The sequence below is a fragment of the Rhodococcus sp. NBC_00294 genome, from assembly GCF_036163995.1.
Classification (GTDB): Bacteria; Actinomycetota; Actinomycetes; order Mycobacteriales; family Mycobacteriaceae; genus Rhodococcoides.
On record NZ_CP108043.1, the window covers coordinates 2,808,631 to 2,821,131 of the forward strand.

The window sequence follows — 12,501 nt, forward strand, 5'->3', positions numbered from 1 at the left end:
CTTCTGCGGCCTGTCCACACGGGTCGACTTCGCGCGCTCGTCGCGCTTCGGTACGGAACGGCACCTGTCGATCCTCCACCGGAGCACGGGTTCGTCGGCTGGTCCTGCACTGCAGGTCCGACGGACGACGAGCGCCAGGGCACGACACACCAGCGGTACGGCGGACCCACGGGTTCGGCGATCGACGGTGCTCGCGCATCAACCGGCACACGAAAGAGAGATCCACAGCTATGGCTGTCGTTACCATGAAGCAGCTGCTCGACAGCGGCACGCACTTCGGGCACCAGACCCGTCGTTGGAATCCGAAGATGAAGCGATTCATCTTCACCGATCGCAACGGCATCTACATCATCGACCTGCAGCAGACGCTGACGTACATCGATCAGGCGTACGAATTCGTCAAGGAGACCGTCGCCCACGGTGGCACCGTTCTCTTCGTCGGGACCAAGAAGCAGGCACAGGAGTCCATTGCGGCCGAGGCGACTCGGGTCGGAATGCCCTACGTGAACCAGCGCTGGCTCGGCGGCATGCTCACCAACTTCACCACTGTCCACAAGCGTCTGATCCGGCTCAAGGAACTCGAGTCGATGGAGCAGACCGGTGGCTTCGAGGGCCGCACGAAGAAGGAAATCCTCATGCTCACGCGTGAGATGACCAAGCTCGATCGCACCCTCGGTGGTATCCGGGACATGTCCAAGGTCCCGTCGGCGATCTGGATCGTCGACACCAACAAGGAGCACCTCGCGGTCGCCGAGGCTCGCAAGCTGAACATCCCGGTCATCGCGATCCTGGACACCAACTGCGACCCCGACGTCGTCGACTACCCGATCCCGGGCAACGACGACGCGATCCGTTCCGCAGCACTCCTCACCAAGGTCGTGGCGTCCGCCGTGGCCGAGGGCGTGCAGGCGCGTGCCGGCCGCAACGCCGGTACGGACGAGAAGCCCGAGGTCGGTGCCGGCGAGCCCCTGGCCGAGTGGGAGCTCGAGCAGCTCTCGCAGGCCTCCCCGGCCGCCGAGGCGACGCAGCAGGCCGCTGCCGAGACCCCGGCAACCACCGACGCACCTGTCACGGAGGCTCCGGCCGCCGAGGGCGCGAACGGTGCGGCGGCTCCCGCCGAGACCGAGGCACCCGTCGCGGACGTTCCCACCGCGCAGAATTGATCACGGTCGAGACCCGGTGTGCCCGTTAGTGGCGCACCGGGTCTCGTTCTGATTCACCCCCTCTCTCGTCACACACGAGACGCATCACCCGTGCGTCTCCACGAGCAATGCAAGGAGGCTCGCCCACGATGGCGAACTACACTGCCGCCGACGTCAAGCGGCTCCGTGAGCTGACCGGCTCCGGCATGTTGGACTGCAAGAACGCGCTCGCCGACAACGACGGCGACTTCGACAAGGCCGTCGAGCAGCTCCGTATCAAGGGCGCGAAGGACGTCGGCAAGCGCGCTGAGCGTTCCACCGCCGAGGGTCTCGTCGTCGCGAAGAACGGTGTCCTCCTCGAGATCAACTCGGAGACCGACTTCGTCGCCAAGAACGAGGAGTTTCAGAACTTCGCGCAGTCCATCGCGGACGTGGCGGCCGAGGGCAAGCCGGCCGACGTCGACGCCTTGAAGGCGCTGCAGCTCGACGGCAAGACCGTCGACGCCGCACTGCAGGAGCTCTCGGCCAAGATCGGCGAGAAGCTCGAGATCCGTCGCGTCGTCTCCTTCGACGGTCCGGTCGCGACCTACCTGCACAAGCGCAGCTCTGACCTCCCGCCCGCCGTCGGTGTCCTCGTCGAGTACACCGGTGAGGGCGAGGCCGCAGCCGAGGCCGCTCGCGGCGCAGCGATGCAGGTCGCCGCGCTCAAGGCCAAGTACGTCACCCGCGACGAGGTCCCCGCCGACATCGTCGAGGGCGAGCGACGCATCGCGGAGCAGACCGCCCGCGAGGAGGGCAAGCCCGAGCAGGCACTGCCCAAGATCATCGAGGGTCGCGTCAACGGCTACTACAAGGACGTCGTGCTGACCGAGCAGTCCTCGGTCCAGGACAGCAAGAAGACCGTCAAGGCTCTTCTCGCCGACGCCGGAGTCACCATCACGCGCTTCGTGCGTTTCGAGGTCGGCTCCAACTGAGCCTCGTGACACCCGAGTGACGTCATGACCGTGCCGTCCACCCCGATGGGTGGACGGCACAGTCATGTGCGCCCCGTGCCGACGCATGGGGCAAGATCAGGCGCAACAGTGTCGTGCGGACACCGACCCGCACACGCCCCACGGACAGGAGCCTTCATGACCGAGTCGTCGCCCGCCCGCACCGGATTCTCCCGAGTGCTGCTCAAACTGGGCGGTGAGATGTTCGGTGGTGGCCAGGTCGGGCTCGATCCCGACGTGGTGCAGAAGGTGGCGGAGGAGATCGCGGACGTCGTCCGTTCGGGTGTCCAGGTCGCCGTCGTCATCGGCGGCGGGAACTTCTTCCGCGGAGCCGAGCTCCAGGTGCGCGGTATGGACCGGTCCCGCTCCGACTACATGGGCATGCTGGGCACCGTCATGAACTGCCTCGCCCTGCAGGACTTCCTCGAGAAGCAGGGCATCACCACGCGCGTGCAGACGGCCATCACCATGGGGCAGGTCGCCGAGCCGTACATCCCGCTGCGCGCCGAACGCCACCTCGAGAAGGGGCGCGTGGTCATCTTCGGAGCCGGCATGGGCATGCCCTACTTCTCCACCGACACCACGGCGGCGCAGCGTGCGCTCGAGATCGGCGCGGAAGTGGTGTTGATGGCCAAGGGCGTCGACGGGGTCTACTCCGCGGACCCGCGAGAGGATCCGACCGCCACGATGTACACCGAGATCTCGCACCGCGAGGTCATCGAGAAGGGGCTGAAGGTGGCCGATGCCACAGCCTTCAGCCTCTGCATGGACAATGGGATGCCGATCATGGTCTTCAATCTGCTCACCGAGGGAAACATCGCGCGAGCGGTGTCGGGTGAGAAGATCGGAACCCTGGTCAAGTGAGTCACCACGTGCAGTCGCTGCACACTCGAGGTTTTCGGAAGGAACGGTCGTGATCGACGAAGCGCTCTTCGACGCCGAAGAGAGAATGGAAAAGGCCGTCACGGTCGCGCAGAACGATCTGTCGTCCATTCGGACGGGTCGCGCGAACCCGGGGATGTTCTCGAAGATCGTGGTCGAGTACTACGGCTCGCTGACCCCCATCACCCAGCTCGCGGGCATCAACGTGCCCGAGGCGCGCATGGTGATCGTCAAGCCGTACGAGCAGGCCCAGTTGGGCCCCATCGAGACTGCGATCCGCAACTCGGACCTGGGGTTCAACCCGTCCAACGACGGACACATCATCCGGATCTCGATCCCGCAGCTCACCGAGGAGCGGCGCCGCGAGTACGTCAAGCAGGCCAAGAGCAAGGGTGAGGACGCGAAGGTGTCCATCCGCAACGTCCGCCGCAAGGTGATGGACGAGCTCAAGCGCATCCAGAAGGACGGCGAGGCAGGCGAGGACGAGGTCACGCGTGCGGAGGCCGAGCTCGACAAGACCACCGCGAAGTACGTGGCGCAGGTGGACGAGATCGTGAAGAACAAGGAAGCGGAACTGATGGAGGTGTGACCTCCGCACGTCCCGGTGGCCCAGATGAAGTGAAACGAGAAGCAGTGTCCGTATCGGCCGACAACGGTTCGACCGCCGATCCCGCCCCGAAGACCTCGCGGGCGGGCCGCGACCTCCCCGCGGCGATCGCGGTCGGCGGCGCACTGGGCGTGTCGCTCATCGTCGTCCTGGTCCTGGTTCCGCTCGTGTTCATCGGCATCGCCGCGGCCGCGGTCGCCGTCGCCTCGTGGGAGGTGACGAAGCGGCTGCGGGAGTCCGACATCTCCGTGCCCCGGATCCCGGTGATCCTCGGAGGTCAGGCGATGATCTGGCTCGCGTGGCCGTTCGGCGCACTGGGCGCGCTCAGTGCGTTCGCCGCGACGGTACTTGTCACGATGGTCTGGCGCCTGTTGTCCGGTGGTCTGGACGTGGCACCGAAGAACTACCTGCGCGACTGCGCGATCTCGATCTTCGTCCTGTCGTGGCTGCCGCTGTTCGGTGCGTTCGCGGCGTTGCTGACCCTCGAGGACGACGGCGGCTCGCGCGTCCTCGTGCTCATGATCGCGGTGGTGTGTTCGGACGTCGGCGGCTACGCGGCCGGAGTCCTGTTCGGACGGCACGCGATGGCGCCGGCCATCAGCCCGAAGAAGTCCTGGGAGGGGCTCGGCGGATCGCTGCTCTTCAGTGTCGTCGGGTGCGTCCTCACCGTCACGTTCCTGCTGGACGCGAACCCGTTCGTGGGGGCCCTGCTGGGCGTGCTCATCGTCTTCTCCGCGACGCTCGGCGACCTGGTCGAGTCGCAGGTCAAGCGGGAGCTCGGGATCAAGGACATGGGGACGATGCTTCCCGGTCACGGCGGACTGATGGACCGCCTCGACTCCGTTCTGCCCAGCATCCTCGTGACGTGGATCGTTCTGACGATCTTCGTCTGATCCTGTGCCCGGTCGCGACGGCGTGATCGCCAGTCCGAACATCTGGAACTGGCCCGATGTGTACGAGGCCGAGAATCGCGCCCAGGACGTCACCGGCGAGATCGAGGCGGTGCTGCGGGATCTCACGCCGTGGGCGGGACGCGACGTCGTCGACGTCGGATGCGGAACCGGATTCCATCTGCCTTTGTTCGCCCGCGAGGCACGGTCCGTGGTCGGTGTCGAACCACACCCACCACTGATCGAGCGTGCTCGGCACCGGGTCGCGGGCTCGGCTGTGCGGGTGCTCCGGGGGACTGCGGATCGGCTGCCGCTGGAGGACTGCTCGGCGGACGTCCTGCACGCCAGGACGGCCTACTTCTTCGGGCCGGGATGCGGGCCGGGCATCACCGAGGCCATGCGCGTCCTGCGCCCCGGGGGTGTGGTGGTGGTGGTGGATCTCGACGCCACGGTCGATCCGTACGGAGGATGGATGCGCCGCGACCTGCCGCACTACGACCCCCTCACCGTCGAACGATTCTTCGCCGCGCAGGGTTTCGACCTGCGCCGGGTCCGGACGCGGTGGTCGTTCGCGGACCGCGAGGAGGCCGCTGCGGTGCTGGGAATCGAGTTCTCGCCGCGGGTGGCCGCTCGCGCGCTGCGGCAGCTCACCGGCACGTCCGTCGAGGTCGGATACCGGGTGCACACTCGTCGCAGACCGCATGGACTCGAGACGGCCTGAGCCGCCGCGTCGGCGATCAGGAATCGAGAAGCAGCCCCGATGCGCACCGGCTACCGTGTCCGCTGACCCGTTCGCTGCACCACGAAGGACATCAGCCATGGCCACGAAGTCGAGTACCGCACGGCACGTCGCCGACACCCACGATGTCATCCGGGTGCAGGGGGCGAGAGTCAACACTCTGCAGAACGTGAGCGTCGACCTCCCGAAGCGCCGTCTGACGGTCTTCACCGGCGTGTCCGGATCGGGCAAGAGTTCGTTGGTGTTCGGCACGATCGCCGCCGAGTCCCAGCGCATGATCAACGAGACGTACAGCGCGTTCGTGCAGGGGTTCATGCCCAGTCTCGCGCGGCCCGACGTGGATCTGCTCGACGGTCTGACGACGGCCATCATCGTGGACCAGCAGCGGCTCGGCGCCGATCCGAGGTCCACCGTCGGTACCGCCACCGACGCCAACGCGATGCTGCGCATCCTCTTCAGCCGTCTCGGACAGCCGTACGTGGGCTCCCCGCAGGCGTTCTCGTTCAACGTGGCGTCCATCTCCGGTGGGGGAGCGGTGACGGTGGAGAAGGGCGGACGTCAGACGAAGGAGAAGCGCACCTTCAGCATCACCGGCGGGATGTGTCCGCGGTGCGAGGGGCGCGGCTCCGTCTCCGACATCGACCTCACGGCGCTCTTCGACGACAGCAAGTCGCTCAACGAGGGTGCGATCACGATCCCCGGCTACAGCATGGAGGGGTGGTACGGGAGGATCTTCCGCGGCTCCGGCTACTTCGATCCGGACAAGCCCATCGCGAAGTTCACCAAGCGCCAGCGCGAGGACCTGCTGTACCGGGAGCCGACCAAGATCCAGGTGGACGGCATCAATCTCACGTACTCCGGTCTGATTCCCCAGATCCAGAAGTCGTTCCTGTCCAAGGACGTCGACGCGATGCAGCCGCACATCCGGGCGTTCGTCGAACGCGCGGTGACCTTCGCCGTGTGCCCGGAGTGCGACGGCACGCGGCTCAACGAGGGTGCACGGTCCTCGAAAATCGACGGCGTGTCGATCGCCGACGCGTGCGCCATGCAGATCAGCGATCTCGCGACGTGGATCCGCGGAGTGTCGGCACCGTCCGTGGCCCCGCTGCTCACCTCGCTGGGAGACACCCTCGACTCGTTCCGGGAGATCGGACTGGGCTATCTGAGTCTCGACCGGCCGGCGGGCACGCTCTCCGGTGGTGAAGCGCAGCGCACCAAGATGATCCGACACCTCGGATCGTCGCTCACCGACGTCACCTACGTCTTCGACGAACCCACCACCGGACTCCATCCCCACGACATCGCCAACATGAACGATCTGTTGATCCGGTTGCGCGACAAGGGAAACACGGTGCTCGTCGTCGAGCACAAGCCCGAGACGATCGTCATCGCCGACCACGTCGTCGATCTCGGACCCGGCGCCGGAACGGCCGGTGGCACGGTGTGCTTCGAGGGCACCGTCGAGGGGCTGCGGACGAGTGACACCATCACGGGCCGGCACTTCGACGACCGCGCCGCGGTGAAGGACGCGGTGCGCACGTCGACCGGAGCGGTGGAGATCCGCGGCGCCGATTCGCACAACCTGAAGTCGGTGGACGTCGACGTGCCCCTCGGTGTCCTGGTGGTCGTGACCGGGGTCGCCGGGTCGGGCAAGAGTTCGTTGATTCACGGCTCGCTCTCGGGCCGCGAGGACGTCGTGGCCGTCGATCAGGGCGCGATCCGCGGCTCGCGGCGCAGCAACCCCGCGACCTACACGGGCCTCCTCGAGCCGATCCGGAAGGCCTTCGCCAAGGTCAACGGAGTGAAGCCGGCTCTCTTCAGCGCGAATTCGGAGGGAGCGTGCCCGACGTGCAACGGCAACGGGGTGATCTACAGCGACCTCGCGATGATGGCCGGAGTCGCCACCGTGTGCGAGCTGTGCGAGGGCCGACGGTTCCAGAACTCGGTCCTCGAGTACCACCTCGGCGGCCGCGACATCAGCGAGGTGCTCGCGATGTCGGTGGCGCAGGCACAGGAGTTCTTCGCCGGCGGTGACGCTGCGCTACCGGCGGCGCATCGAATCCTGACCCGGCTGAACGACGTGGGCCTGGGCTATCTGAAGATCGGTCAGCCGCTGACCACACTGTCCGGCGGCGAGCGTCAGCGGCTGAAGCTGGCGACGCACATGGGGGACAAGGGCGGCATCCTGGTCCTCGACGAGCCCACGACGGGACTGCATCTCGCCGACGTCGAGCAGTTGCTCGCCCTGCTCGACAGGCTGGTGGACGCCGGGAAGTCGGTGATCGTCATCGAACATCACCAGGCCGTGATGGCCCATGCGGACTGGATCATCGACCTCGGACCGGGCGCCGGGCACGACGGTGGCACCGTGGTCTACGAAGGAACACCCGCGGACCTGGTCGCGGCACGGTCCACCCTCACGGGTGAACACCTCGCCGCGTACGTCGAGCGGTGACCGTCAGCCGATCGAGAAGACCGCGGCCTGAGCGGTGATCTTCTTCGCCTTGGCCAGGCGGGGGAGATCGCTGCCGTCGCGCACGCCGGAGCCGTCCTCACCGAGCTGGGCGATGACGTCCCGAGCCCACGCCACATCGGCAGCGCTGGGTGCGAGTTCGCGGTTGACGATGGGGCCCTGATCGGAGTGCATGCACAGCTTGCCGGTCATGCCCATGGAGACGGTGAGCTGGCTGTCGCGGCTCAGCATGCTGTCGTTGACGGCGAGGGTGGGGCCGTCGATGGGGCCGGGAAGCCGGGCGGCGCGGCTCGACACGACGAGCCGGGCGCGCGGGTAGGCCATCGCCATCGGGTCGTCGCTCATGCCGGTGTCGCGCCGGAAGTCGCCGCTGCCGAACGCCAGGCGGAAGGTGGCCTCGGCGCGCGCGATCTCGGGGGCAGCCTCGAGACCCATGGCCGACTCCACCAGCGCCACGATCCGGCAACCGTGACCCAATCGGTCGGCGGTGGCCTCGACCTGGCTTCCGCTCTCGGTCTTGGCGAGCATGACGCCCTCGAGGGTGTCGATGCCGCGCAGCGCGTCGAGATCGTCGGCCCAGTACGGCGTGGTGGCGTCGTTGATGCGTACCCAGGCGCGGCCGCCGGCACGGAGCCAGGACACGACGGCATCGCGTGCGGCGGGCTTCGCGCCCGGTGCGACGGCGTCCTCGATGTCCAGGATCACGGCGTCGACGGCGGACTCCGCGGCCGGGGTGAAGAGTTCCGGCTTGCTCGCAGGAACGAGAAGCCACGAGCGCGCCTTGTCGGCGGCCACTCCAGATAGCACGGGGTTCTCCAGGAAGGTCGTCACGTGTGCAGTCCTCGCTCGGTGTGTCGCTCGTGGGTCGCGTCGAGCTGCGACTCGTACCGTTCGACCACCACTGTGCACGGCAGACCACCACACGTGAAGGTTGTGTCAATAGTGTTCACGTGCGCGACGGAACACCGACGGCCGCGACGTGAGATCGCTCACGACGGCGGCCGAGAAACTACTTGCGCTTGGCGGCCCGGCGGACCTGCAGGATGCGCACTCCACCCGCGGTGGCCATGACGAGCGCACCGGCGACCGCGGCGAGGAGCATGCCGATGCCGATGGGCAGGTCGAAGGTCCAGCCGAACAGGTGAATCGGGACGCTGTCGAGGTTCTGGATGATGAACACCATCAGGACGACCAGGATGATCGCGCCCACCACGAGACCGGTGTAGAGCGCCGCCGCACGGGTGTGCTTGACGCCGTCGGGCGTCTTTCCCTGCGCCAGGCGGGTGTCCGTGGGCCCGGTCTGCTCGACGGGGAGACCCGCGGCGGTGGAGGAGGTGTCCAGAGGAGCGTCCGTGCCGGTCAGGGCGTTCGGATCGGATGCGTCGTGCGATGAGCGGGCCATGTACAGATCATGCTGTACGGAGGTGGCGAATGCACGTCTGCCCCGACCGTGCCCGACAGTGTCGCCGAACAGTGAGAGAATGGTGCTCACTATGGCACCCATCGCTCTCCCTCTCGTGTTCGACGCTCCCCGTCGCGGCATGCCCGCGAAGCACCTCGCCGACCTCGACGCGGACCAGCGTCGAGCGGCCGTCGCCGAGCTGGGCCTGCCGGCGTTCCGCGCCGACCAGCTGGCGCGGCAGTACTACTCCCGGCTGGAGGCGGACCCGGCGAAGATGACCGATCTTCCGGCGTCGGTCCGCGAGAAGGTCGGGGACGCGCTGTTCCCGACGCTGCTCACGCCCGTCAAGCACATCGCCTGCGACGGCGGGGACACGCGCAAGACGCTGTGGAAGGCCGCCGACGGCACACTGCTCGAGTCGGTTCTCATGCGGTACCCGGATCGCGCGACGCTGTGCATCTCGAGCCAGGCCGGGTGTGGCATGGCCTGCCCGTTCTGCGCCACCGGCCAGGCCGGCCTGCAACGCAACCTCTCCACGGCCGAGATCGTCGACCAGGTGCGGAGCGCTGCGGCGGATCTCCGCGACGGTGCGGTCGAGGGCGGCGAGGGGCGACTGTCCAACGTCGTCTTCATGGGGATGGGGGAGCCGCTCGCGAACTACAAGCGCGTCGTCGCGGCGGTCAAACGGATCGTCTCGCCCGCGCCGGAGGGCCTCGGCCTGTCACAGCGCTCGGTGACGGTGTCCACCGTCGGGCTCGCGCCCGCGATCCGCAAGCTGGCCGACGAGGGTCTGACGGTGACGCTGGCCGTGTCGCTGCACTGCCCGGACGACGAACTGCGCGACACGCTCGTCCCCGTCAACAACCGCTGGCCCATCGCCGAGGTCCTCGACGCGGCGCGCTACTACGCCGACACCACGGGGCGACGGGTCTCGATCGAGTACGCGCTGATCCGCGACATCAACGATCAGCCGTGGCGAGCGGACATGCTGGCCAAGAAGCTCAAGCGCGCCCTGGGGGCGCTGGTCCACGTGAACCTGATCCCGCTCAATCCGACACCCGGCAGCGAGTGGGACGCCAGTCCGAAGCCGGTGGAGCAGGAATTCGTGCGACGCGTCCGTGCGCACGGAGTCTCGTGCACCGTGCGTGACACGCGGGGTCAGGAGATCGCGGCGGCCTGCGGGCAGCTGGCCGCCGAGAACTGAGCCGTCAGGAGCGGCGCGGCTTGCGGCGGAGCAGGATGTCGCGGACCAGCAGGCCTGCGATGGCCACGGCGAAGCCGACGAGCCAGATGTCCTCGACCCGGCCCGTGTGGTTACCGATGATCATGACCAGCAGGATCGCGACGGTGACCCAGCCCGCGATGCGCGAGGTACGGGGGCCTTCGCCGCTCCACCCCCACTCCGCGGACGGCACCTCGGCGGTGCTGACCTTGGTCGTGGGAACGCGCTCGACGTCCGAAGCCTGGTTGCGGCTGATGTCGGTCACGGCCGATCCTCCTGAAAGTCTGTGATGCAGGTGGTCCCTGGTGGGCTGAATCCTAGCGCGCTGTACGACCGGCCGTCGTAGGGGCAGTCGCCACGACGTGTCAGGCGGTGAGGGCCGCTATGTAGCGACCGGTCGCGATGCGCTGGGTCGCCCTGTTGAGGGGCCCGCCCAGTGCGACGACCCTGTTGCCGGGCCGCGAGAAGGCGCGGATGTGGGCGGTCACGGCGTCGGTGACCGGATCGTGTCGGACGGTGAAGCGCTCCTCACCCGACTCGGGGTGACCCGGCAGCGTGCCGTACGCGAAGCCCCGGTGGTGCGACTCGTCGATCACCTCGACTACCCGGCACGGGATGCGGACCGGACCGAGTAGCAGGACCACCACGGTGTCGACGGTCGCCGACGCCGCGCTCGACCGCACCCGCAGCCCGGCGCCGCGATGCATGTCCCACTCGACGATGCGGCGTCCGGCCCGCTCGAAAAGTTCGAGGCCGGTCCCGATGCGCTTCTCTACGTCGACGTGGTGGTAACCCGCCGGCATCGACTCGTGCGCGGTCCCTCCGATCTCGGCGTACGTGAGGGGCGTCGAGAAGTACGAGTCCGGATCGGCGGACGGGAGCAGGGGCACGCCGTCCATCCTCACACGGTGAGCCGCAGTTGCCCGCTCACCGTGCTCTCAGTGAGGTCGTCCACACTGTCCAGGTGACGGAACAGAAGGCACGTGGGACCGACGGACCCGTGCGGGTGCTGGTGCTCGGCAGTACGGGGTCCATCGGCACCCAGGCGCTCGAGGTGATGGCGGCTCGACCGGACCGTTTCACCGTGGTCGGGCTGGCCGCCGGCGGAGGCAACGTCGATCTGTTGCGTCGACAGATCGCCGAGACCGGTGTCCGCGACGTGGCGGTGGCCGACGTCGACGCTGCGCGGACCGTGGACACGCCGGGGCTGCGCTCGGGGGCCGACGCGGCGACGTCGTTGGTCCGCGAGGTGCAGGCCGACGTGGTCCTCAACGCGCTCGTCGGGTCTCTCGGTCTGCCGCCGACGCTCGCTGCGCTGGAATCGGGAGCTCGACTGGCGTTGGCGAACAAGGAGTCTCTCGTGGCGGGCGGCTCGCTGGTCACGTCCGCGGCGGCTCCGGGCCAGATCGTTCCCGTCGACTCCGAGCACTCGGCTCTCGCCCAGTGCCTGCGCGGCGGTCGCGCCGACGAGGTGGCCCGACTGGTGGTCACGGCGTCCGGTGGGCCGTTCCGCGGCTGGGATCGCAAGGGCCTCGAGTCCGTGACGCCGGAGCAGGCCGGCAAGCACCCCACCTGGTCGATGGGGCCGATGAACACGTTGAACTCGGCCACCCTGGTGAACAAGGGCCTCGAGGTGATCGAGGCGCATCTGCTGTTCGGCATCCCGTACGACCGCATCGACGTCACCGTGCATCCGCAGTCCATCGTCCACTCGATGGTCACGTTCACCGACGGATCGACGCTCGCTCAGGCCAGCCCGCCGGACATGAAGCTGCCGATCGCGCTGGCACTCGGATGGCCTGATCGCATCGCCGGCGCCGCGACGGCCCTGGACTTCACCCGAGCCCACACGTGGGACTTCGAACCACTCGACGACGAGGTGTTCCCGGCGGTCGAGCTCGCGCGCACCGCCGGCGCGCTGGGCGGCTGCATGACGGCGGTCTACAACGCGGCGAACGAGATCGCCGCCGAGGCGTTCCTCGACGGGCGCCTGTCGTTCCCGCAGATCGTGGACGTCGTGTCCGACGTGGTCGACGCCGGACGCGGCGACTGGTCCGCTGAACCGTCTACGGTGGACGACGTTCTCGCAGCGGACACGTGGGCTCGGGGCACCGCCCGCACACTCGCCGCCACACGATCGAAAGGCTGAACG

Annotated in this window: 13 protein-coding genes; 9 read left to right on the forward strand and 4 right to left on the reverse strand. The window is 68.0% G+C overall.

The features are described 5' to 3' along the window. Positions 1–230: 230 nt before the first annotated feature. The 7 genes from rpsB to OHB23_RS13210 all read left to right on the forward strand — a co-directional run bounded on the left by rpsB (position 231) and on the right by OHB23_RS13210 (position 7,707). Entirely contained in the window at positions 231–1,163 is a 933-nt protein-coding gene (gene rpsB, locus OHB23_RS13180; protein WP_056445046.1) for a 30S ribosomal protein S2, read from the forward strand. 128 nt (positions 1,164–1,291) lie between these two features. Further along, positions 1,292–2,116, forward strand: coding sequence for a translation elongation factor Ts (gene tsf / locus OHB23_RS13185; protein ID WP_027505036.1), 825 nt, complete (start codon positions 1,292–1,294; stop codon positions 2,114–2,116). Positions 2,117–2,272: 156 nt separating this feature from the next. Then, positions 2,273–2,998 carry a UMP kinase gene (gene pyrH / locus OHB23_RS13190; protein WP_027505037.1) on the forward strand — a complete coding sequence of 242 codons (726 nt, stop codon included), beginning with the start codon at positions 2,273–2,275 and terminating at the stop codon, positions 2,996–2,998. A gap of 49 nt (positions 2,999–3,047) precedes the next feature. After that, positions 3,048–3,605 carry a ribosome recycling factor gene (gene frr, locus OHB23_RS13195; RefSeq protein ID WP_027505038.1) on the forward strand — a complete coding sequence of 186 codons (558 nt, stop codon included), beginning with the start codon at positions 3,048–3,050 and terminating at the stop codon, positions 3,603–3,605. Between the two features lie 44 nt (positions 3,606–3,649). Beyond that, positions 3,650–4,516: a phosphatidate cytidylyltransferase gene (locus OHB23_RS13200; protein ID WP_037185291.1), complete on the forward strand. Its 867-nt coding sequence runs from the start codon at positions 3,650–3,652 to the stop codon at positions 4,514–4,516. Positions 4,517–4,538: 22 nt separating this feature from the next. Next, positions 4,539–5,234, forward strand: coding sequence for a class I SAM-dependent methyltransferase (locus tag OHB23_RS13205; protein WP_222631482.1), 696 nt, complete (start codon positions 4,539–4,541; stop codon positions 5,232–5,234). 97 nt (positions 5,235–5,331) lie between these two features. After that, positions 5,332–7,707 (forward strand): excinuclease ABC subunit UvrA, encoded by a 2,376-nt coding sequence (locus OHB23_RS13210; protein WP_328809684.1) that lies wholly within the window; start codon positions 5,332–5,334, stop codon positions 7,705–7,707. 3 nt (positions 7,708–7,710) lie between these two features. Here the strand turns inward: OHB23_RS13210 and OHB23_RS13215 are convergent, their stop codons facing one another. Together OHB23_RS13215 and OHB23_RS13220 are read right to left on the reverse strand one after the other, a co-directional pair. After that, positions 7,711–8,556, reverse strand: coding sequence for an HpcH/HpaI aldolase/citrate lyase family protein (locus OHB23_RS13215; RefSeq protein WP_197027755.1), 846 nt, complete (start codon positions 8,554–8,556; stop codon positions 7,711–7,713). Positions 8,557–8,734: 178 nt separating this feature from the next. Then, the gene (locus tag OHB23_RS13220; RefSeq protein WP_027505043.1) at positions 8,735–9,127 is read right to left on the reverse strand and encodes a LapA family protein; all 393 of its coding nucleotides are present in this window, start codon (positions 9,125–9,127) and stop codon (positions 8,735–8,737) included. Between the two features lie 91 nt (positions 9,128–9,218). Here OHB23_RS13220 and rlmN point away from each other — a divergent pair, with 91 nt between their 5' ends. After that, positions 9,219–10,331 (forward strand): 23S rRNA (adenine(2503)-C(2))-methyltransferase RlmN, encoded by a 1,113-nt coding sequence (gene rlmN, locus OHB23_RS13225; RefSeq protein ID WP_027505044.1) that lies wholly within the window; start codon positions 9,219–9,221, stop codon positions 10,329–10,331. A gap of 4 nt (positions 10,332–10,335) precedes the next feature. On the opposite strand, the gene OHB23_RS13230 is transcribed toward rlmN, so the two are convergent. Beyond that, positions 10,336–10,614 carry a DUF2631 domain-containing protein gene (locus OHB23_RS13230; RefSeq protein WP_037185298.1) on the reverse strand — a complete coding sequence of 93 codons (279 nt, stop codon included), beginning with the start codon at positions 10,612–10,614 and terminating at the stop codon, positions 10,336–10,338. A gap of 100 nt (positions 10,615–10,714) precedes the next feature. Beyond that, the gene (locus tag OHB23_RS13235) at positions 10,715–11,248 is read right to left on the reverse strand and encodes a DUF1990 family protein (protein WP_051613190.1); all 534 of its coding nucleotides are present in this window, start codon (positions 11,246–11,248) and stop codon (positions 10,715–10,717) included. Between the two features lie 107 nt (positions 11,249–11,355). On the opposite strand from OHB23_RS13235, the gene dxr reads away from it, so the two are divergent. Further along, a complete protein-coding gene (gene dxr / locus OHB23_RS13240; RefSeq protein ID WP_442973043.1) occupies positions 11,356–12,498 on the forward strand; it encodes a 1-deoxy-D-xylulose-5-phosphate reductoisomerase in 1,143 nt (380 codons plus the stop codon). Positions 12,499–12,501 lie beyond the last annotated feature (3 nt).

Coding starts and splice junctions, on each gene's coding strand:
- OHB23_RS13220 (WP_027505043.1), bottom strand. CDS start 9,127: ATGGCCCGCTCATCGCACGACGCATCCGATCCGAACGCCCTGACCGGC.
- OHB23_RS13235 (WP_051613190.1), bottom strand. CDS start 11,248: ATGGACGGCGTGCCCCTGCTCCCGTCCGCCGATCCGGACTCGTACTTC.
- OHB23_RS13210 (WP_328809684.1), top strand. CDS start 5,332: ATGGCCACGAAGTCGAGTACCGCACGGCACGTCGCCGACACCCACGAT.
- pyrH (WP_027505037.1), top strand. CDS start 2,273: ATGACCGAGTCGTCGCCCGCCCGCACCGGATTCTCCCGAGTGCTGCTC.
- rlmN (WP_027505044.1), top strand. CDS start 9,219: ATGGCACCCATCGCTCTCCCTCTCGTGTTCGACGCTCCCCGTCGCGGC.
- rpsB (WP_056445046.1), top strand. CDS start 231: ATGGCTGTCGTTACCATGAAGCAGCTGCTCGACAGCGGCACGCACTTC.
- tsf (WP_027505036.1), top strand. CDS start 1,292: ATGGCGAACTACACTGCCGCCGACGTCAAGCGGCTCCGTGAGCTGACC.